The organism is Variovorax sp. 10N412 (genome assembly GCF_056394985.1).
The window spans coordinates 790,071-807,994 of record NZ_JBFTIO010000001.1 but is presented as its reverse complement, the minus strand read 5'-3'; the positions used below and the strand labels follow the sequence as shown (position 1 = coordinate 807,994).

Here is a 17,924-nt window from a genome sequence, read left to right as displayed (position 1 = left end):
ACACACGATGACGACAACCACCGAACTGATGTCCGCGGCAGAAATTCTCGGCGGCCTCGTGACCGCGATGGCCAGCGGCCGCATCCGCGTGATCGACCTCACGCAGACGCTCACGCCCGAGTTCCCGCAGATCGCGCTGCCGCCCGAGATGGGCCAGTGCTGGCCCTTCCGCATCGAGGAAGTGTCGAAGTACGACGAGCGCGGCCCTGGCTGGTACTGGAACAACTTCTCGTGCGGCGAGCACACCGGCACGCACTTCGATGCGCCCATCCACTGGATCTCGGGCCGCGACCTGCCGAACAACTCGGTGGACACCATTCCTGTGCAGAACTTCGTGGCACCGGCGTGTGTGATCGACTGTTCGGCGGACGTGCAGTCGAACGACGACTACCTGCTCAGCGTGGCCGACATCGAGCGCTACGAGGCTGCGCACGGCCGCATCCCCAAGGGCGCGTGGGTGCTGATGCGCACCGACTGGTCCAAGCGCAGCGACCCCGAGGCGTACCAGAACTTCGACGAGACCGGCCAGCACACGCCGGGGCCGAGCACCGAGGCTGTGCGCTTCCTGGTGGAGCAGCGCGACGTGCTGGGCTTCGGCTCGGAGGCCATCGGCACCGACGCGGGCCAGGGCTATCACCTGCGGCCGCCGTATCCGTGCCACTACTACATGCACGGCGCGGGGCGCTACGGGCTGCAGTGCCTGAGCAACCTCGACCTGCTGCCGCCCGCCGGCGCGGTGCTGATCTGCCCGCCGTTGAAGATCGAGAAGGGCAGCGGGAGCCCACTGCGCGTGCTGGCCCTGGTGGGAGCGTCGGCATGAGCGCACCGAAGGTCGCGGCCGTCACCGGCGGCAGCGCCGGCATCGGCAAGGCCATCTGCGAAGACCTGCTCGCGCAGGGCTACGAGGTGATTTCGCTCGCGCGCCGCAAGGCCGAGATCGACCATCCAAAGCTGCACAGCATGGAGGTCGACCTGAGCGACCGCGCCGCCACCGGCGAAGCCGTGCGCGACCTGGTCGCGCGGTTTGCGCCGACCACCATCGTGCACAACGCCGGCGTGATCCGTGCGGCCCTGTTGCCCGACGTGAAGCTCGACGACCTCGACATGCTGGTCGATCTGCACCTGGGCTGCGCCGTGCAGCTCGTGCAAGGCGCATTGCCCGCCATGCGCGCACAAGGTTTCGGTCGCGTGGTGCTGCTGTCGTCGCGCGCCGCGCTCGGCCTGGCCACACGCACCAGCTACTCGGCCACCAAGGCCGGCATGCTCGGCATGGCCCGCACCTGGGCGCTGGAGCTCGCGGCTGACGGCATCACCGTGAACGTGGTGGCCCCGGGGCCCATTCGCACGGACATGTTCTACGACGTGGTCGAGGCCGGCAGCGAGAAGGAACGCGCGCTCGCCGCTTCGGTGCCCGTCAGGCGCCTGGGCGAATCGGCCGACGTGGCACGCGCCGTGCGTTTCTTTGCCGACGCCGACAACAGTTTCGTCACCGGGCAGGTGCTGTATGTCTGCGGCGGCACCAGCGTCGGCAGCCTGGCGCTCTGACCTCTTTTTGTTGCTTTCCTCACGTTCACCCAAACCACTCTGGAGCATCGCCATGAAAGTCCTGAACCGAATTCGCACACTCGCGGCCATTGCCGCGGGCCTCGGCGCGTTGAGCGCCGCGGGCGCGTGGGCCGCTGACCTGAAGGTCGGCTTCATCACGTCGATGTCGGGACCGGTGTCGTCGCTCGGCATTCCGTACGACAAGGGCATGAAGGCCGCGCTGGCCTACAAATCGGAGGTGGGCGGGCGCAAGGTGCAGGTGATCCAGCTCGACGATGCATCGGATCCGTCCACGGCCGCGCGCAATGCGCGCAAGCTGATCGAGGAGGACAAGGTCGACGTCGTCATCGGCACGGCCGGTGCACCGGGTTCGCTGGCCATTGCCGGGGTGGCGCGTGAAATGAAGACGCCGCTGATCTCCATCGCCAACGCCGACCTGGCCGGCGAGGAGGGCGCCTGGATGGTGACGCTGCCGCAACCCGCGCCGCTGATGATGGGCGCGATGGTCGAGAAGATGAAGCAGGCCGGCGTGAAGACGGTGGCCTACATCGGCTACTCCGATGCCTGGGGCGACCTGGTGTACGACGCGCTGATGAAGGCCACGCCCTCGGCCGGCATCAAGGTGGTGTCGAACGAGCGCTACGCGCGCAGCGATTCGTCGGTGGCCGGCCAGGTGCTGAAGATCGTGGCGCTGAAGCCCGACGCGGTGATCACCGGCGCCTCGGGCACGCCGGGCGCGCTGCCGTACCTGGCGCTGACCGAGCGCGGCTACAAGGGAAAGATCTACGGCATGCATTCGCTGATCAACCCCGACTTCATTCGCGTGGGCGGTCCGTCGGTCGAAGGCCTGCTGGCGCCCACGGGTCCGGTGGTGGTGGCCGAGCAGCTGCCCGACACCAACCCGATGAAGAAGATCTCGATGGACTTCCGCGCCGCCTACCAGAAGGCCAACGGCGCGGCGCCCACCGACACCTTCTCGGCCTACAGCTTCGATGCCTGGCTGATCTGCCTCGATGCCGCGCAACGCGCCCTGGCCACCAAGACGGAGCCGGGTACGCCGCAATTCCGCCTGGCCATGCGCGATGCCATCGTGAGCACCAAGGAGCTGGTCGGCACGCACTCGGTCTACAACTTCAAGCCGACGGACCGCTATGGCTCGGACGACCGCTCGCGGGTTGTCGTGAAGCTTGAAAAGGGTCAGTGGAAGCTGGTGCCCTGAGCACCAGCCCGGCATCACAAACACCACGGAAACCTGAGATGAAGAACAAACTCACCCACATCCTCGGCGCCACGGTGCTTGCGCTGGCAAGTTCGCAGGCCCTGGCGGCCGACCTGAAGATCGGCTTCATCAGCTCGCTGTCGGGCCCGGTGGCCGCGCTCGGCATTCCCTACGAGAAGGGCATTCGTGCAGCGATTGCAGAGCACCCCGAGATTGCCGGGCGCAAGGTGCAGCTGATCGTGCTTGACGACGCCTCCGACCCCACCACCGCCGGGCGCAATGCGCGCAAGCTGGTGACCGAGGACAAGGTCGACGTGCTCATCGGCACCTCGGGCGTGCCCGGCGCCATGGCCATCGCCGCGGTGGCCCGCGAGCTGAACACGCCGCTGATCTCGCCCACCCCGGTGACCATCGCCGGCCCCGAAGGCGCATGGACGGTCACGGTGTCGCAACCGTTTCCGCTCATGGTCGCGGGGGTGGTCGATCGCATGAAGAAGTCGGGCGTGAAGACCGTGGCCTTCATCGGCTTTTCCGACGCGCTGGGCGACCTGGCCTACGACTCGCTCGTGAAGAGCGCCGACGCCGCCGGCATCAAGGTCGTGTCCAACGAGCGCTATGCGCGCAGCGATTCGTCGGTGGCCGGGCAGGTCCTGAAGATCGTCGCGACACGGCCCGACGCGGTGTTCGCCGGCAACTCGGGCACGCCCGGCGCGCTGCCGTACCTTGCGCTGGCCGAGCGCGGCTACAAGGGAAAGATCTACGGCACGCACGGCCTCATCAACGCCGACTTCGTGCGCGTGGGCGGTGCCTCCATCGAAGGCCTGCAGGTGCCCAGCGGCCCGGTGCTGGTGGCCGACCAGCTGCCCGACAGCAACCCGATCAAGAAGGTGTCGATGGGCTTTCGCAACGCCTACCAGAAGGTCAACGGCGCAGTGCCGACGGATGCCTTCTCGTCGTACACCTACGACGCCTACCTGCTGCTGGCCGATGCGGCCTCGCGCACCAAGGGCGAGCCGGGCACGCCGCAGTACCGCACGGCGCTTCGCGACGCGATCGTGAGCACGAAGGAGCTGGTGGGCACGCACGGTGTCTACACCTTCAAGCCGGACGATCGCTACGGCTCCGACCAGCGCGGCGTGGTCATCGTGCAGATGACCAAGGGCCAGTGGAAGCTGGTGCCCTAGTCGTCGTCCAGTCTCCGAGCACACCGCCATGACCACCTACCGCAATCGCCCCGATCTTGTCGCGGCGCTGGTTCGGGACGACCGTGTCCACCGCGACCTGTACCTCAGCGAAGAGATCTTCGCGCTGGAACAGGAGCGGCTGTTCGCCAACACCTGGGTCTTTCTCGGCCATGCGAGCCAGGTGCCCGAGCCCGGCGACTTCGTCACGCAGGACATCGCGGGTCGGCCGCTGCTCATGGTGCGCCAGCCCGACGGCGCGGTGCATGTGCTCTACAACCGCTGCGCCCACAAGGGCACGCAACTGGTCACGGACGAAAGCGGCAACACCGGCCGCTTCTTTCGCTGCCCGTACCACGCGTGGACCTACAAGCTCGACGGCGCGCCGCTCGGCGTGCCGCTGAAGAACGGCTACGAGGGCACGCAGCTCAAGGCCTGCGAATCGGGGCAGGGGCTGTCGGTGGTGAAGCATGTGAAGGTGTACCGCGACTTCGTCTTCGTGCGGCTGTCCGACACCGGCCCCGCTTTCGAGGACTATTTCGGCGAGGTGCTGGGCGCGATCGACAACATGGTCGACCGCTCCCCCGAAGGCAAGCTTGCCGTGGGCGGCGGCGTGCTGCGCAACATCGTGCATTGCAACTGGAAGATGTACCTTGAGAACATCAACGACACGGTGCACCCGATGTCCACGCACGAGTCGGCCACCAAGGCGGCCGAGGCGCTGTGGGAAGGCCATGCGCCCACCGACCCCAAGCCCATGGCGATGGAGCAGATACTGCCCTTCGGCTCGGGCTATGAGTTCTTCGACAAGATGGGCGGGCGCGTGTTCGCCAACGGCCACAGCGTGCTGGGGGTGAACTTCAGCATCCACTCCAACTATGCGCAACTGCCCGAGTACGAGGCCGCGATGCGCGCCGCGCACGGCGAGGCGCGCGCCACCGAAATTCTGCAGCGCTCGCCGCAGAACTCGGTCTTCTATCCGAGCCTGTCGGTCAAGGGTTCGCCGCAGGCCATCCGCGTGATCCGGCCGCTGGCCGCCAACCGCACGCTGATCGAGGCCTGGAGCTTCAGAGCGGCCGGCGCGCCCGCGCTGCTGTTCGAGCGCGCCATGAGCTACAACCGCCTCGTGTTCTCACCCATGTCGGTGGTGGCGCATGACGACGTGCACCTGTTCGAGAGCATCCAGCAGGGCCTGCGCGCGGGCGGCAACGAATGGGTGAGCCTGCACCGCAACTTCGATGCGGCCGAGCTCACGCAATCGACGATCACCACCAACGGCACCAACGAGCTGCTCATGCGCAACCAGTTCCGCGCCTGGGCGAAGTCCATGGCGGCGGGCGTGGAGGCTGCGCCATGAACGATCCGCGCGATGTCGTCGCCCACGAGGCGGCCCTGCTCGACGAGCGGCGCCTGGACGAATGGCTGGCCCTGTTCGCCGAAGACGGCCACTACTGGGTGCCGCTGCTCGGCGCGGCGCAGGCCGATCCGTTCTCGCACAACTCGCTGGCCTACGAAGACCGGTTGCTGCTGCAGCTGCGCGTGGAGCGGCTGAAGAACCCGCGCGCGCATTCGCAGCATCCGGCCAGCCACAGCCAGCATGTGCTGCAACCCTCGCGCATCGAGCACGAGAGTGCAGACGAGGTGCGGCTGCGCACGCCTTTCCTTTACGTCGAGGCACGCGGCGACGACCAGGTGTTGCTGAGCGGCACCGTCCGCCACCACCTGGTTCGCACGCCCGCGGGCTGGCGCATCCGTGAGAAGCGCGTCGACCTGCTCAACGCGGCGCGCGCGCTGCCGGCCATCCAGTTGTTCATCTGAGTTACCTGTCCATTCCAACCATCCTCACCGGAGCTACGACATGAAGAGCCTGTTGCAGACCTTGACACGCGGCGCACTCGCCGCGGCGCTGACCGCCTGTGGTGTTGCGAGCGCGCTGGCGGCCGACCTGAAGGTCGGCCTCAGCGTGTCGCTGTCGGGGCCGAACTCCTCGCTGGGCGTGCCCTATGCCAAGGGCATGCAGGCGGCGCTGGCCTACAAGCCCGAGATCAACGGCCGCAAGGTGCAGCTCATCGTGCTGGACGACGGCTCCGACCCGACCACGGCCGGACGCAACGCGCGCAAGCTGGTCGAGGAAGAAAAGGTCGACGTGCTCATGGGCACCTCGGGCGTGCCGGCCGCCATCGCGATGGCGCAGGTGGGCCGCGACGCGAAGACGCCGATGATCGGCCTCACGCCCATCCTGCTCGACCCCGCGGAGAACCCGTGGGTCATGACGGTGGCGCAGCCCACGCAGCTGATGATCGACGCGGTGGTCGAGCGCATGAAGCGCAACAACGTGAAGACGGTGGGCTACATCGGCTTCACCGACGCCTGGGGCGACCTGGTGTACGACGCGCTCATGAAGGCCGCGCCCGGCGCCGGCATCAAGGTGGTGAGCAACGAGCGCTATGCGCGCGCCGACGCCTCGGTGACGGGCCAGGTGCTCAAGATCGTGGCGCTGCGCCCCGACGCGGTGATGACCGGCGGCGCCGGCACGCCGGGCGCGCTGCCGTTCCTGGCGCTGCAGGAGCGCGGGTTCAAGGGCGGGGTGTACGGCCAGCACGGGCTGATCAACCCCGACTTCGTGCGCGTGGTCGGCGCCGCCGGCCAGAACGCGCTGATGCCAACAGGCCCGGTGATCGTCGCCGAGCAGTTGCCCGACGGCTACCCGACCAAGAAGATCGCGACCGAGTTCCGCGCGGTGTTCCAGAAGGTCAACAACGCACCGACCAGCGACGCCTTCTCGGCCTACTCGTTCGACGGCTGGCTGGTGTTCGCCGATGCGGCCTCGCGCGCCATGAAGAAGGCCGAGCCGGGAACGCCCGAGTTCCGCGTGGCGCTGCGCGACGCCATCTTCAGCACCAAGGAAGTGGTGGGCACGCACGGCGTGTACACCTTCAAGCCCGGCAGCCTCTACGGCGTGGACGAACGCGCCCGGGTGATCGTCAAGCTCGACAACGGCCAATGGAAGCTCGCACCTTGAACCGCACGCCTTCGTTCTTCGGGAGGGCCGCGCGATGACATGGGACGTGGCCCTCATTCTTCTCACCGACGGCCTGGCCAACGGCGCCGTCTACCTGCTGGCCGGCCTGGGGCTGGTGCTCATCTTCTCCGTCACGCGGGTGGTGTTCGTGCCGTTCGGCGACATCGCGGCCTTCGCGGCCCTGTCGCTGGCGGCCTTCGAGACCGGCCGCGTGCCGCCGACCATCGGCATGGTGGCCGTGCTGGCCGCGCTGGCGCTGGCCACCGAAATCGGCAGCCTGCTGCGGCGTGGCGAGGCCGCGCGCATTCCCAAGGCGGTGCTGATGTGGGGCGTGCTGCCGGCCATTCCGTGCGTGCTCGCATGGCTGGCCGCGCGGCCCGGCGTGCCGGTGGCGGTGCACATCGCGGTGGCCGTGCTGCTGGTGGTGCCGATCGCGCCGCTGCTGGCGCGGGTGGTGTTCCAGCCGATCGCCGATGCGTCGGTGCTGGTGCTGCTGATCGTGTCGCTGGCGCTGCATTTCCTGCTGTCGGGCCTGGGCCTGCTGTTCTTCGGGCCCGAAGGCTCGCGCACCACGCCGCTCACCAGCGCCGTGTTCACGCTGGGCGACGGCTTCACCGTCAGCGGCCAGGTGGTGCTGATGGTGGGAGCGGCCATCGTGCTGAGCGGCCTGTTCTTCCTGGTGTTCGAGCGCACGGTGGCCGGCAAGGCGCTGCGCGCCACGGCCGTGAACCGGGTGGGCGCGCGGCTGGTTGGCATCCGGCCGGTGCGCACGGCCTTGCTTGCCTACGGCTGCGCCTCGCTGCTGGCGGGGCTCATCGGCGTGCTGATCGCGCCGGTGACGACCATGTACTACGACTCCGGTTTCATCATCGGCCTGAAGGCCTTCGTGGCCGCGATCATCGGCGGGCTGGTGAGCTACCCCATGACGGCCGTGGGCGCGCTCGCGGTCGGCGTGGTGGAGAGTTTTGCCTCGTTCTGGAGCGGCGCGCTGAAAGACGTGATCGTGTTCAGCCTGCTGATTCCGGTGCTCATGCTGCGCTCCTTCATGGCCGCGCACGCCGAAGAGGAAGAAGACGAGGTGGACCAATGAACACGAACCGCAAACGCATGGCGTGGATCGCCGCGGTGGTCGCGGTGCTGGCACTGGTGCCGGCGGTGGCGGGCAGCTTCACGGTCTCGCTGCTCAACGACATCGGCATCGGCGCGCTGGTGGCGCTGGGCCTGGTGCTGCTCACGGGCGTTGGCGGCGCCACCTCGTTCGGGCAGGCGGCCTTCGTGGGCATCGCAGCCTATGCCACGGCCTGGCTGACGACCACGCAGGGCATGTCGCCGTGGATCGGGCTGCTGTTCGCACTGCTGCTCACGGGGCTGTCGGCGCTGGCCATCGGCATGCTCACGCTGCGCCTCGGCGGGCACTTCCTGCCGCTGAGCACCATCGCGTGGGGCCTGTCGATCGCCATGCTGTTCGGCAACGTCGATGCGCTCGGGCGCCATACGGGCCTGTCGAACATTCCGGCGCTGCAGGTCGCGGGCTGGTCGCTGGCCGAGCCGCGCGCGATGTACTACCTGATCTGGGTGATCGTCGGGCTGGCCTGCCTGTTCAGCCACAACCTGCTGCAGTCGCGGCCGGGGCGTGCAATTCGCGGCTTGCGCGGCGGCGCCACGTTGCTGGCCAGCGTGGGTGCGGATGCGTACCGCGTGCGGCTGTCGCTGTTCGTCACGGCCGCGCTGTTCGCGGGGCTGGCGGGCTGGCTCTATGCGCACATGAACCGCTTCGTGAGCCCCTCGCCCTTCGACGTGCGTGCCAGCATCGAGTACCTGCTGATGGCGGTGGCCGGCGGGCTCGGCCAGTTGGCGGGCGCGCTGGTGGGCGCCGCGCTGGTGCTGGTGCTGAAGAACGGCCTGCAGGACGTGCTGCCGATGCTCACGCAGCGCGCCGGCCAACTGGAGGCCGTGGCCTTCGCCGCGCTGTTCATCCTGCTGCTGCACTTTGCGCGCGGCGGCGTGATGGGGCTGCTGCGCCGCTGGACGCGCCGTCGAGGCAGCTCGCAAGGGCCGTCGCGCCACGACGCCGCGCCGGTTGCGCCGCTGGCGCATCGCACGCTGCCCGCGCGCGGGGCGCAGGTGCTGTCGGTGAACGGCGCGGTCAAGCGCTTCGGCGGACTGGTGGCGGTGAACGACGTGAGCTTCGACGTGAAGGCCGGCGAGATCGTCGGGCTGATCGGGCCGAACGGCGCGGGCAAGTCGACCATGTTCAACCTGCTGACCTGCACGCTGCCGATGAGCGCCGGCCAGGTGCGCTTCCTGGACCACGACATCGCCGGCATGCCGCAGCGGCAGGTGGCGCGGCTGGGCCTGGCGCGCACTTTCCAGCACGTGAAGTTGCGCCCGCGCATGAGCCTGCTCGACAACGTGGCGCTGGGCGCGCATTCACGCACGCGCTCGGGCATCCTGAAGGCGGGCCTGCGGCTGGACCGCGCGGAAGAAAGCCAGATCCTGCAGGAGGCGCAGCGGCAACTCGACCGCATCGGGCTGGGCGACCGCGCGCACGAACTGGCGGGCAGCCTGCCGCTGGGCACGCAGCGCATCCTGGAGATTGCGCGCGCGCTGGCCGCCGACCCGGTGCTGCTGGTGCTCGACGAGCCAGCGGCCGGCCTGCGCCGCAAGGAAAAGATGGCGCTCGGCGACCTGCTGCGCAAGCTGCGCGAGGAGGGCGTGACCATCCTCATCGTCGAACACGACATGGACTTCGTGATGAAACTGGTGGACCGGCTGGTGGTGATGAACTTCGGCTCCAAGCTCGTGGAGGGCGTGCCGTCGGCGGTGCGCGCCGACGAGCGGGTGCAGGCGGCTTACCTGGGGAGCGTTGTATGAGCGCCGCACGGCCGCCCGAAGGCGCGGGCCCCCTTCAGGGGGCAGGAGAAGTACACGAAGTGACAAGCCTGGGGGTAGCGAAATGACCGCGATGCTGGAGATTGGGGACTTGCATGTGTCGTATGGGCAGGTCGAGGCTGTAAGGGGTGTGTCGCTGGATTTGCAGCCGGGGCAGATCATCTCGGTGATCGGCCCGAACGGCGCGGGCAAGACCACGCTGCTGGCCGCGGCCATGGGCCTGCTGCCTTGCAAGGGCACGCTGCGCTTCGAAGGCGAAGACCTGCAGGGGCTGGACGTGGAGGCGCGCGTGGAGCGCGGCCTGTGCCTGGTGCCCGAGAAGCGCGAGCTGTTCGGCGAGCTCACCGTGCTCGACAACCTGCAGCTTGGCGCCTATGCCAAGCGGCTGCGCGGCGACGCGATGAAGAAGCGGCTGCAGTCTGTGTACGACCGCTTTCCACGGCTGGCCGAGCGCCGCTCGCAGCGCGCCGACACGCTCTCGGGCGGCGAGCGGCAGATGCTGGCGGTGGGACGCGCGCTGATGTCGGCGCCGCGCCTGCTGATGCTCGACGAGCCCAGCCTGGGCCTGGCGCCGCTGATCGTGCGCGACATCCTGACCATCGTGCGCAAGCTGCGCGAGGACGGCGTGTCGATCCTGCTGGTGGAGCAGAACGCGCGCGCCGCGCTCGAAAGCTCCGACCAGGGCTATGTGCTCGAGACGGGCGAGATCGCGCTCTCGGGCGCTTCGGCCGAACTGGCGAGCGACCCGCGGGTGCAGGCGACGTACCTGGGCGGAGGCACGCACGATGACGAGTGACCCGCGCGCCGTGCCGCCCGCGCAACGCACGCTGCCGGCCATGCTGCAGCGCCAGGCCGGGCTGTTCGGGTCGCGCGCGCTGCTGCGGATCGCGGGGCGCGCCTGGGCGCACCGCGATGCGGCGCAGGCAGCAGCCGTTCGCGCCGGGGCCTTGGCGCTCGCCGGTGTGGCGCGCGGCGACCGCGTGGCGGTGATCTGCGGCAACCGCATCGAGTTTCTCGAGAGCTTCCTGGGCGCGGGCTGGCTGGGCGCGTCCGTGGTGCCCATCAACTCGGCATCGATGGGGCCGCAGATCGAATACTTCCTCGCCAACAGCGAGGCGAGGCTGCTGGTGATCGAGGCGGCCTTTCTGGAGCGGCTCGCCACGGCCGACCTCGGGCGCACCGCGTTGCGCGAGATCTGGGTGGTCGGCGAGGCGCAGGCGGCGCCATGGCCGACGCCTGCTGGCGTGCGTGTGGTGCCGTACCCCGAAGGCGCCGAGCCCATTGCACCGGCGCCGGTGCAGTCCGGCGATCCGCTGGCCATCCTGTACACCTCCGGCACCACCGGACCGGCCAAGGGCGTGATCTGTCCGCACGCGCAGTATTTCTGGTGGGGCGTGAACAGCGCGGAAGTGCTAGCCGTGGGCGCCGACGACGTGCTGTGCACCACGCTGCCGCTGTTCCACATCAACGCGCTGAACACCTTCGCACAGGCGGCGCTGACGGGGGCCGAGGTGGTGTTCGAGTCACGCTTCTCTGCATCGGGCTTCTGGCCGTCGATGCGCGCCAGCGGCGCGACCGTCGTCTACCTGCTGGGCGCGATGGTGCCCATCCTGCTCGCGCAACCCGAAGGGGAGGGCGAACGGGACCACCGTGTGCGCATCGGGCTCGGGCCGGGCGTGCCTGCTGCCGCCGGCGCCGCATTCAAGGCGCGCACGGGCGTGGCGCTGCTCGAAGGCTACGGCTCGACCGAGACCAATTTCGCCATCGCCACCGTGCCCGATTCGCCGCGCGGCGGTGTCATGGGCTGGCTGCGCACGGGCTTCCAGGCGCGCGTGGCCGATGAAGACGATGCGGCGCTGCCGCCCGGCGAGGCCGGCGAGCTGCTGCTGCGCGCCGACGAGCCCTACGCCTTCGCGAGCGGCTACTTCAACATGCCCGGGAAGACGGTCGAGGCCTGGCGCAACCTCTGGTTCCATACCGGCGACCGCGTGGTGCGCGATGCCGACGGCGCGTTTCGTTTCGTCGACCGCATCAAGGACGCGATCCGCCGGCGCGGCGAGAACATCTCGTCGTTCGAGGTGGAGCAGGTGCTGCTGAGCCATCCGGGCGTGGCTTCGTGCGCGGTGTACCCGGTGCGCTCCGAACTGGCCGAGGACGAGGTGATGGCCGCGCTGGTGCCGCGCGACGGCGCGACGATCGACCCCGTCGAAGTCGCACGCTTCTGCGAAGCCCGCCTGCCGTACTTCGCCGTGCCGCGCTACATCGACCTGCTGGCCGACCTGCCGCGCACAGAAAACGGCAAGGTGCAGAAGTTCAAGCTGCGCGAGCGCGGCGTGGGGCCCCAGACCTGGGACGGCCGGCCCGCGCGGGGCCAGCGCAGCTGAGGAAGCGTTTCATGCGCTCACAGCACGGGCCGACGCATGCCGCTAAAATGATTCAGAACTAAAACATTCAGGCATGCACTCAAATTCACTGACTGGCCGCCACGCACTCGTCACGGGCGCTGCGCGCGGCATCGGCGCCGAAATCGCCCGCACCCTGGCCGCCGAGGGCGCCGTTCTGACACTGCTGGGCCGCGACCGCGAGGCGCTGCAGCGCGTGGCCGACACGCTCGCGGGCAGTGGGCACGGCGTGGCCACGGCCGACGTCGCCAACCCGGAGGCGGTGCAGGCGGCTTTCGCCGAAGCCCGCGCCGCGCGCGGCCGCATTGCCGTTCTGGTGAACAACGCGGGCGCGGCCGAGAGCGCGCCGTTCCTCAAGACGTCCTTCGAGCTCTGGCAACGCATGCTGTCGGTCAACCTCACGGGCAGCTTCCTGTGCGCGCAGGCCGCGCTGCCCGACATGCTCGACACCGGCTGGGGCCGCATCGTCAACATCGCCAGCACGGCGGGGCAGAAGGGTTACGCCTACGTGGCGGCCTATACCGCGGCCAAACACGGCGTGGTCGGGCTCACGCGTTCGCTGGCGCTGGAGGTGGCACGCAAGGGCATCACGGTGAACGCCGTGTGCCCGGGCTACACCGACACCGACATCCTGCGCAACAGCGTGGCCAACGTGGTCGGCAAGACCGGCCGCAGCGAAGCCGATGCGCTGGCGGAATTCTCGAGCGTCAACCCGCAGAAGCGCATCGTGCAGCCTTCGGAAGTGGCCGACACCGTGCGCTGGCTGTGCGGCGCGGGCGCCGCATCGGTCACCGGGCAGTCGATCTCGGTCTCAGGGGGGGAAGTGACATGACACGCAACGACGCTTCGCATGCGGTGCTGAGCGATGCCGAAGAACTGGGGCACGAGGGGCGCGCCGGTCACGAAGACCACGCGATGCTCAAGCTCTGGCTGCGCATGCTGGCCAGCACCACGCAGATCGAGGCCGAAATCCGCCGCCGGCTGCGAGAGCGCTTCGGTATTTCGCTTGCGCGCTTCGACTACATGGCGCAGCTCTACCGTTACAAGGACGGCCTGAAGATGCGCGTGCTGTCGCGCTACCTGATGGTGACCGGCGGCAACGTCACGGGCCTGACGGACGAGCTCGAGCGCGAAGGCATGGTGGCGCGCGCGCCCAGCCCCGACGACCGTCGCGCGTGGATCGTGAGCCTCACACCCGCCGGCCGCCGCACCTTCGAGACCATGGCCAGCGAGCACGAGCAATGGATCCTCGAGATGTTCTCGGGGCTCGACATGAAGACGGTCAAGCAGATGCACACGCAGCTCGGGTTGCTGCGCGTGCATGTGATGCGCGGCGAGCCCGCGGGCGAAGAAGGCTGACCATGGGCGAAGCCAGCCATGTCGACCTGACGGTCGCGAGCGGCGAGTTCCGCCGGCCGCGGCTGATCCGCTTTTCCGATTGCGACCCGGCGGGCATCGTCTTCTATCCGCAGTACTTCGTGATGCTCAACGGCTTGGTGGAGGACTGGGTCAATGAAGGCCTGGGGCTCAGCTACCACGGGCTGGTGGCGCAGCGCCGCATCGGCCTGCCGACCGTGAAGCTCGACGTCGATTTCCGCGCCGTGAGCCGCATGGGCGACCAGGTGGTGCTCGGCCTTTGCGTGCAGCGGCTGGGCTCGCGCTCGATGACGCTGGCGGTGCGCTGCTTCGGCGCGCAGACCGGCGAGGTGCGCATGCAGATGACGCAGGTGATCGTGACCACGTCGCTCGAGACGCACCGCTCTGTCGCCATTCCGGACGACATGCGCACGGCCATCCTGCGCAACGCGCCTGCGCCGGGCTGAGCGGCCGGTCAGGGCGCCGGCGGGTTGCCGGCAGCGTCCTGCGCGCGCTTCTTCAGCCAGCCGCTCAATTCCTTCTTGCCCTTGGCATTGGCCGTGCGCCAGGCCTCGCGCGCATACGCAATGAAGCGCTCTTCTGCCGCGTCGGGCACCTCGGAGGGACGGTCTTCCTTGTCGAGCCAGCCGATCTCCACGTTGCAGTGCCTTTCGATCTGCCGTGCGAGGTTGTCGCCGATGGGGCGGGCACTCTTGATCTGGCTCCACATGCTGGGAGAGATTTCGATCTTCCTGGCGAACGCCTGGTCCAGGCCCTTGGCCGGCAGGCCGGCGGCCACGGCCTCTTCGAGAAAGCGGCGATGCAACGCGAGGGCATTGCAACGGCGCGCGACGGTGACATTGGGCACTGTTCAAAAACAACAACAAGACAAGAAAAGATTGTCCCGGTTGTTGACGCCTCCGTAAACACTATTTACAGTTGCCTTCACTCGCGGCACAAGCCGTACCATCTTTCCCACCCTTGACGGCCGACATCGGCAATTTTTGATCCAGGAACCATCGTGAACACCGCATTGCACCTCACCAGCATTCGACCCGCCTCGGGCCGAATGCTCGTGCGCGTCTGGGCGTGCGGTGGTTTCGACGGCATGCCGTCGGTCCGACCGAATCAGCACCAGAGCCACGTGTATTCCGCGACAGCCGCAGCCAGCCTGCGCGTCGAAAAAAACGAGGATCAGGTGCTACCGGGTGGAGGTTGCGCATAGGCGCATACCTTCCAAGCTCTCTCATGCAGAGGCCCGGACACCGAAAGGTTCCGGGCCTTTTTGTTTGCCATTTCGGGTGTGCCTTCACCACACCGCCAGGGCCCACCGCGTAGACGGTCTGGCGGGATGTGCAGGAATTGATCACTCCTGTGCAGCGACGTCGTACGGGGCAGCGCCCAGCGCGCTGTCCGTCGCGTGAGGACACAACCGAAATGGAAAGCACCGCAGTGTTTTTCAGACCCGCGTTAGCTCAATGGATCAGAGCACTTGCCTACGAAGCAAGGGGTTGCACGTTCGAGTCGTGCACGTGGGGCCACTTTTTGCTGTTTGCTGTCACGCACCCAAGGAGAACCATCATGCGCAAGCGAAACACCCCGATCCGGATGATCACCGTGCGCCCGGCACAGCCGCGCAGGCGCGTGGTGCTCGCCCTGGTCCGGCGCTTCGGCATCGTGACAGGTGCGCAGCGCGAGGCGCAGGGCGGTGAATTGCAGCGCGACGGGCTCGACCTCGATCAACGCGTGCGTGCATCGGGCGAGTGGTAGCGCGCCTCGTCCCTCGTTGTCTTTCATTCATTTTTCAACTTCACAACCATCGCCCATGAAGGAGGCGACCCATGCAATCTCACGTCCTGCAACTCGACATTCAGGGCACGCCGCAGGCCTGGATCTCGCTGGAGCAGGCGGTGTTGCACTACGCCACCGACTCCGTCGCGTGGGAAGAGGGCGGCCTGCCGCTGGCCACGCTGCGCGGCGGCTTCAATGTGGCACGCGGTGCGCAGTCGCGCATCGAGGTGGCGCCCATCATCGCGTTGCGCGGTGCCTCGAAGATCAACCTGTTCGACGTGGTTCCGAGCGTCACCAAGAGCAAGCTGCTGCGACGCGACCGCCACACCTGCGCGTACTGCGCGGATGTGTTCCACGAACGCGACCTGCAGTGCGAACACGTGCTGCCGGAGTCGCGCGGCGGCCCCTGGACCTGGACCAACCTCGTGAGCGCATGCGCGGTCTGCAACAACCGCAAGGCTGCGCGCACGCCGGAGGAGGCGGGCATGCCGCTGGTCTACCTGCCGTATGTGCCGAGCCGCTTCGAGAACTTTCTGCTCGAAGGCCGGAACATCCGCGCGGATGTGCACGAGTGGCTTGCGAGGCGCCTGCCCAAGGGCTCGCGGCTGCAGTGAGTGCGTGGTCGTGACGACGCTCCGCGCACATGAAAAGAGCCCGCTGTCTTTCGGACAGCGGGCTCCTTGCGTTGGCGGTAGGGAGAGGAGTAAGTTGTCAGCGTCCCACGCCGAAGAAGCGGTAGGCGATCACGCCTGCTGCTGCAATCCCGCCCACCACGGCGAGCAGCAACTTGGTTGCCTTGCCGCCGCCGCGCTTCGAGCGCGGCCAGTGATCCGGCCCGATCAGGTCGATGGGTACAGTGGGTTTGCCTATGTCGGACGCGTTTTCCATGGGAGGAAATATAGCTCACGCCTGGATTCATAACGCCGGGCCCGTTCATTCCGTGGCCTTCGAACATCAACGCCGGTTCTGGCTTTTCGGCCAGGCAGAAAACTGTGAAAGATTCACGCATGAACAAACAAACGATTCTCGAGAGCTTGACGCGTGCCCTCGAAAGCTGGGTGCGCAATGCGTCCGCCGCGCAGCTTTGGCAGGTGCATCGGTCGGGCGGCCTCGGCGCGGTCATCGAAGCCGACGAGGAGATCGTGAAAGTTCGCATCGCGCTGGACGGGCCGCGCGATGCGCTGTCGGCCCTCGGCAAGACGGATGGACGCCTACCGGTGACCGAGGCTTTTCTCGGTGCCCGCAACGCGGCCTGGGGCACGCCGCCTGCGCAAGGCAGCCGCGAGCGGGAGCAGTGGTTCCTGTCGAGCGATCTGGCGCAAACGCACGCGCGGCAGTATCTGATGGCGGAGGTGAGCGAGCGCCGTGATCTGCTTGCGCGCTGCGTCGACGACTGGCTCGCACGGCCGGGCGCGGCGCAATGAAAAAAGCCCGCTACCGGTGAGGTAGCGGGCTTTTCAGCGTTTCCGCGATGTTGGTTGGTGGGCCCTGAGTGACTCGAACACTCGACCTACGGATTAAGAGTCCGCTGCTCTACCAACTGAGCTAAGAGCCCTTGCTTAGAAAGCGTTTGCTGCTATCTGGCAAGACCACGAGTATATCCCAGTTTTTGAGCTCGTCCAAAAAATTTGCACTCACGCCGTTAGGATTCGTCATCACCGGCGGGGCACCGCCCTCGAGCAGGTTCAACCAGGAGAATTTCGATGAGCGACGCAAGCACCACCCCCCATGTCTTGATCACCGGCGCCGCGGGCGCATTGGGCCGCGCCGTGGCCCAGCACTTCCTGGAGCAGGGCGCGCGCCTTGCGTTGGTCGATCACCATGCAGGCCGGCTCGCCGAAGTTTTTCCGGGCCTCGACAACTCGCAGCATCTGCTGCTGGCGGGCGACGTGACCTCGGCGCCAGAGATGGCCGGGCTCGCGCAGCAGGTGCTCACGTCTTTCGGCCGCATCGATGCGCTCGTTCACATCGCGGGCGGCTTCGAGATGGGCGAAGCGACGCATGCGCTCACCCGCGCAAGCTGGGACCGCATGATGAATCTCAACGCATGGTCGTTCGTGGCCGTGACGCAGGCGGTGCTGCCCTCGATGATCGAGCGCCGCGCGGGCAGCATCATTGCGGTGACGGCAAAGGTAGCGGCGCGCGGCCTGCCGGCCATGGCTGCGTACATCGCGTCGAAGAGCGCACTGCAGCGCCTGGTGGAAGCCATGGCGGCCGAGGCGGCGCCGCACGGCGTCAACGTGAACAGCGTGGCGCCGAGCGTGCTCGACACGCCGGCCAACCGGCAGGCAATGCCCGATGCGAACCCCGCGGAGTGGGTCTCGACCTCGGTCGCGGCGCAGACCATCGGTTTTCTGGCATCGCCCGCAGCGGCCGCGCTGCATGGGCAGCACCTGGCGCTGGACGCCTGAGCCGGAAAAAGAAAAGGCCCTGGCGGATGCCAGGGCCTTTTTCATATCGGTTGGTGGAGAGGATGTGCGACAAGTATGGCCGCAGGGGGGCGATATGCGTCCGTT

At 67.9% G+C, this 17,924-nt stretch carries 20 protein-coding genes and 2 tRNA genes; 19 read left to right on the top strand and 3 right to left on the bottom strand.

Going from position 1 to position 17,924, the window contains the following annotated elements; all coding sequences use genetic code 11:
- The first annotated feature begins 7 nt into the window (after positions 1-7).
- From AC1DJH_RS04055 to AC1DJH_RS03990, 14 genes are all read left to right on the top strand, one after another.
- Positions 8-820, top strand: a complete 813-nt coding sequence (locus AC1DJH_RS04055) for a cyclase family protein (protein ID WP_478184797.1) — start codon at positions 8-10, stop codon at positions 818-820.
- Positions 817-1,545, top strand: a complete 729-nt coding sequence (locus tag AC1DJH_RS04050) for an SDR family oxidoreductase (protein ID WP_472116800.1) — start codon at positions 817-819, stop codon at positions 1,543-1,545. The genes AC1DJH_RS04055 and AC1DJH_RS04050 overlap by 4 nt, the downstream gene beginning before the upstream one ends.
- 52 nt (positions 1,546-1,597) lie before the next feature.
- A complete protein-coding gene (locus AC1DJH_RS04045) occupies positions 1,598-2,764 on the top strand; it encodes an ABC transporter substrate-binding protein (RefSeq protein ID WP_478184796.1) in 1,167 nt (388 codons plus the stop codon).
- A 38-nt stretch (positions 2,765-2,802) separates the two neighbouring features.
- Positions 2,803-3,948, top strand: a complete 1,146-nt coding sequence (locus AC1DJH_RS04040; RefSeq protein ID WP_435483153.1) for an ABC transporter substrate-binding protein — start codon at positions 2,803-2,805, stop codon at positions 3,946-3,948.
- Between the two features lie 28 nt (positions 3,949-3,976).
- The gene (locus AC1DJH_RS04035) at positions 3,977-5,302 is read left to right on the top strand and encodes an aromatic ring-hydroxylating dioxygenase subunit alpha (RefSeq protein WP_478184795.1); all 1,326 of its coding nucleotides are present in this window, start codon (positions 3,977-3,979) and stop codon (positions 5,300-5,302) included.
- Positions 5,299-5,763 (top strand): aromatic-ring-hydroxylating dioxygenase subunit beta, encoded by a 465-nt coding sequence (locus AC1DJH_RS04030; RefSeq protein ID WP_435483155.1) that lies wholly within the window; start codon positions 5,299-5,301, stop codon positions 5,761-5,763. The genes AC1DJH_RS04035 and AC1DJH_RS04030 overlap by 4 nt, the downstream gene beginning before the upstream one ends.
- 40 nt (positions 5,764-5,803) lie before the next feature.
- Positions 5,804-6,967, top strand: a complete 1,164-nt coding sequence (locus AC1DJH_RS04025; protein WP_435443270.1) for an ABC transporter substrate-binding protein — start codon at positions 5,804-5,806, stop codon at positions 6,965-6,967.
- A gap of 34 nt (positions 6,968-7,001) precedes the next feature.
- On the top strand, positions 7,002-8,057 hold the full coding sequence (locus AC1DJH_RS04020; RefSeq protein ID WP_435435370.1) for a branched-chain amino acid ABC transporter permease: 1,056 nt from the start codon (positions 7,002-7,004) through the stop codon (positions 8,055-8,057).
- Positions 8,054-9,841 (top strand): branched-chain amino acid ABC transporter ATP-binding protein/permease, encoded by a 1,788-nt coding sequence (locus AC1DJH_RS04015; protein WP_435483156.1) that lies wholly within the window; start codon positions 8,054-8,056, stop codon positions 9,839-9,841. Before AC1DJH_RS04020 ends, AC1DJH_RS04015 begins: the two co-directional genes overlap by 4 nt.
- An 82-nt stretch (positions 9,842-9,923) precedes the next feature.
- A complete protein-coding gene (locus tag AC1DJH_RS04010; RefSeq protein WP_478184794.1) occupies positions 9,924-10,655 on the top strand; it encodes an ABC transporter ATP-binding protein in 732 nt (243 codons plus the stop codon).
- Complete coding sequence (locus tag AC1DJH_RS04005) at positions 10,645-12,243, top strand: ATP-dependent acyl-CoA ligase (RefSeq protein ID WP_478184793.1); 1,599 nt, start codon at positions 10,645-10,647, stop codon at positions 12,241-12,243. Before AC1DJH_RS04010 ends, AC1DJH_RS04005 begins: the two co-directional genes overlap by 11 nt.
- Positions 12,244-12,316: 73 nt before the next feature.
- Positions 12,317-13,093 carry an SDR family NAD(P)-dependent oxidoreductase gene (locus AC1DJH_RS04000; RefSeq protein ID WP_478184792.1) on the top strand — a complete coding sequence of 259 codons (777 nt, stop codon included), beginning with the start codon at positions 12,317-12,319 and terminating at the stop codon, positions 13,091-13,093.
- Positions 13,090-13,620 (top strand): MarR family winged helix-turn-helix transcriptional regulator, encoded by a 531-nt coding sequence (locus AC1DJH_RS03995; RefSeq protein WP_435435374.1) that lies wholly within the window; start codon positions 13,090-13,092, stop codon positions 13,618-13,620. The genes AC1DJH_RS04000 and AC1DJH_RS03995 overlap by 4 nt, the downstream gene beginning before the upstream one ends.
- A 2-nt stretch (positions 13,621-13,622) precedes the next feature.
- A complete protein-coding gene (locus AC1DJH_RS03990; protein WP_472116827.1) occupies positions 13,623-14,084 on the top strand; it encodes an acyl-CoA thioesterase in 462 nt (153 codons plus the stop codon).
- An 8-nt stretch (positions 14,085-14,092) separates the two neighbouring features.
- Here the strand turns inward: AC1DJH_RS03990 and AC1DJH_RS03985 are convergent, their stop codons facing one another.
- Positions 14,093-14,443, bottom strand: coding sequence for a helix-turn-helix domain-containing protein (locus tag AC1DJH_RS03985; RefSeq protein WP_478184791.1), 351 nt, complete (start codon positions 14,441-14,443; stop codon positions 14,093-14,095).
- Positions 14,444-15,081: 638 nt separating this feature from the next.
- Here AC1DJH_RS03985 and AC1DJH_RS03980 point away from each other — a divergent pair.
- The 3 genes from AC1DJH_RS03980 (at position 15,082) to AC1DJH_RS03970 (ending at position 16,022) form a co-directional block, all read left to right on the top strand.
- Positions 15,082-15,158: transfer RNA gene (locus AC1DJH_RS03980), tRNA-Arg, on the top strand.
- Positions 15,159-15,198: 40 nt separating this feature from the next.
- Positions 15,199-15,387, top strand: coding sequence for a short-chain dehydrogenase (locus AC1DJH_RS03975; RefSeq protein ID WP_472116833.1), 189 nt, complete (start codon positions 15,199-15,201; stop codon positions 15,385-15,387).
- Positions 15,388-15,458: 71 nt separating this feature from the next.
- Entirely contained in the window at positions 15,459-16,022 is a 564-nt protein-coding gene (locus AC1DJH_RS03970; protein WP_478184790.1) for an HNH endonuclease, read from the top strand.
- Between the two features lie 97 nt (positions 16,023-16,119).
- On the opposite strand, the gene AC1DJH_RS03965 is transcribed toward AC1DJH_RS03970, so the two are convergent.
- A complete protein-coding gene (locus AC1DJH_RS03965; RefSeq protein ID WP_435483164.1) occupies positions 16,120-16,296 on the bottom strand; it encodes a hypothetical protein in 177 nt (58 codons plus the stop codon).
- A gap of 119 nt (positions 16,297-16,415) precedes the next feature.
- Between AC1DJH_RS03965 and AC1DJH_RS03960 the strand changes: the two genes are divergently transcribed.
- Complete coding sequence (locus AC1DJH_RS03960) at positions 16,416-16,832, top strand: hypothetical protein (protein ID WP_478184789.1); 417 nt, start codon at positions 16,416-16,418, stop codon at positions 16,830-16,832.
- Positions 16,833-16,887: 55 nt separating this feature from the next.
- On the opposite strand, the gene AC1DJH_RS03955 is transcribed toward AC1DJH_RS03960, so the two are convergent.
- Positions 16,888-16,963: transfer RNA gene (locus tag AC1DJH_RS03955), tRNA-Lys, on the bottom strand.
- A gap of 148 nt (positions 16,964-17,111) precedes the next feature.
- Between AC1DJH_RS03955 and AC1DJH_RS03950 the strand changes: the two genes are divergently transcribed.
- A complete protein-coding gene (locus tag AC1DJH_RS03950; RefSeq protein ID WP_478184788.1) occupies positions 17,112-17,819 on the top strand; it encodes an SDR family NAD(P)-dependent oxidoreductase in 708 nt (235 codons plus the stop codon).
- Positions 17,820-17,924 lie beyond the last annotated feature (105 nt).

What these genes read in the sequence shown, in the direction of transcription:
- AC1DJH_RS04030 (WP_435483155.1), top strand. Translation starts at nt 5,299, where the DNA reads ATGAACGATCCGCGCGATGTCGTCGCCCACGAGGCGGCCCTGCTCGAC.
- AC1DJH_RS04020 (WP_435435370.1), top strand. Translation starts at nt 7,002, where the DNA reads ATGACATGGGACGTGGCCCTCATTCTTCTCACCGACGGCCTGGCCAAC.
- AC1DJH_RS04045 (WP_478184796.1), top strand. Translation starts at nt 1,598, where the DNA reads ATGAAAGTCCTGAACCGAATTCGCACACTCGCGGCCATTGCCGCGGGC.
- AC1DJH_RS03995 (WP_435435374.1), top strand. Translation starts at nt 13,090, where the DNA reads ATGACACGCAACGACGCTTCGCATGCGGTGCTGAGCGATGCCGAAGAA.
- AC1DJH_RS04040 (WP_435483153.1), top strand. Translation starts at nt 2,803, where the DNA reads ATGAAGAACAAACTCACCCACATCCTCGGCGCCACGGTGCTTGCGCTG.
- AC1DJH_RS03950 (WP_478184788.1), top strand. Translation starts at nt 17,112, where the DNA reads ATGAGCGACGCAAGCACCACCCCCCATGTCTTGATCACCGGCGCCGCG.
- AC1DJH_RS04010 (WP_478184794.1), top strand. Translation starts at nt 9,924, where the DNA reads ATGACCGCGATGCTGGAGATTGGGGACTTGCATGTGTCGTATGGGCAG.
- AC1DJH_RS03975 (WP_472116833.1), top strand. Translation starts at nt 15,199, where the DNA reads ATGCGCAAGCGAAACACCCCGATCCGGATGATCACCGTGCGCCCGGCA.
- AC1DJH_RS04000 (WP_478184792.1), top strand. Translation starts at nt 12,317, where the DNA reads ATGCACTCAAATTCACTGACTGGCCGCCACGCACTCGTCACGGGCGCT.
- AC1DJH_RS04025 (WP_435443270.1), top strand. Translation starts at nt 5,804, where the DNA reads ATGAAGAGCCTGTTGCAGACCTTGACACGCGGCGCACTCGCCGCGGCG.
- AC1DJH_RS04005 (WP_478184793.1), top strand. Translation starts at nt 10,645, where the DNA reads ATGACGAGTGACCCGCGCGCCGTGCCGCCCGCGCAACGCACGCTGCCG.
- AC1DJH_RS03965 (WP_435483164.1), bottom strand. Translation starts at nt 16,296, where the DNA reads ATGGAAAACGCGTCCGACATAGGCAAACCCACTGTACCCATCGACCTG.
- AC1DJH_RS03970 (WP_478184790.1), top strand. Translation starts at nt 15,459, where the DNA reads ATGCAATCTCACGTCCTGCAACTCGACATTCAGGGCACGCCGCAGGCC.
- AC1DJH_RS04015 (WP_435483156.1), top strand. Translation starts at nt 8,054, where the DNA reads ATGAACACGAACCGCAAACGCATGGCGTGGATCGCCGCGGTGGTCGCG.
- AC1DJH_RS04050 (WP_472116800.1), top strand. Translation starts at nt 817, where the DNA reads ATGAGCGCACCGAAGGTCGCGGCCGTCACCGGCGGCAGCGCCGGCATC.
- AC1DJH_RS03990 (WP_472116827.1), top strand. Translation starts at nt 13,623, where the DNA reads ATGGGCGAAGCCAGCCATGTCGACCTGACGGTCGCGAGCGGCGAGTTC.
- AC1DJH_RS04055 (WP_478184797.1), top strand. Translation starts at nt 8, where the DNA reads ATGACGACAACCACCGAACTGATGTCCGCGGCAGAAATTCTCGGCGGC.
- AC1DJH_RS03960 (WP_478184789.1), top strand. Translation starts at nt 16,416, where the DNA reads ATGAACAAACAAACGATTCTCGAGAGCTTGACGCGTGCCCTCGAAAGC.
- AC1DJH_RS04035 (WP_478184795.1), top strand. Translation starts at nt 3,977, where the DNA reads ATGACCACCTACCGCAATCGCCCCGATCTTGTCGCGGCGCTGGTTCGG.